1 protein-coding gene is annotated in these 255 nt (G+C 67.8%); it reads left to right on the forward strand.

What is annotated here, in order from left to right:
• Positions 1-255: LLM class flavin-dependent oxidoreductase (locus tag METUNV1_RS00095; protein ID WP_043358672.1), on the forward strand; the 255-nt coding region annotated here is incomplete at both ends.

Consider the following 255-nt stretch of genomic DNA (forward strand, 5'->3'; position numbering starts at 1 on the left):
TCTGGGGCGCCGGCACTTCGCCGGCCGGCGTGGCGCATTCGGTCAAGCTGCTCGACCTCTACCTGAGCTTCGCCGACACGCCGCAGCGCCTGGGAGACAAGTTCCGCCGCGTCGGCGCCGAGGCGGCCAAGCTGGGCCGCACGCTGGAATTCGGCACCCGGCTGCAGATCATCGTGCGCGAAACCGAGCAGGAGGCCTGGGATTACGCGCAGTACCTGGTCGATAACACCTCGGTCGAGTACGCGATCCAGTCGA

Origin of the sequence: Methyloversatilis universalis FAM5, from assembly GCF_000214035.2 — a bacterium.
Classification (GTDB): Bacteria; Pseudomonadota; Gammaproteobacteria; order Burkholderiales; family Rhodocyclaceae; genus Methyloversatilis; species Methyloversatilis universalis.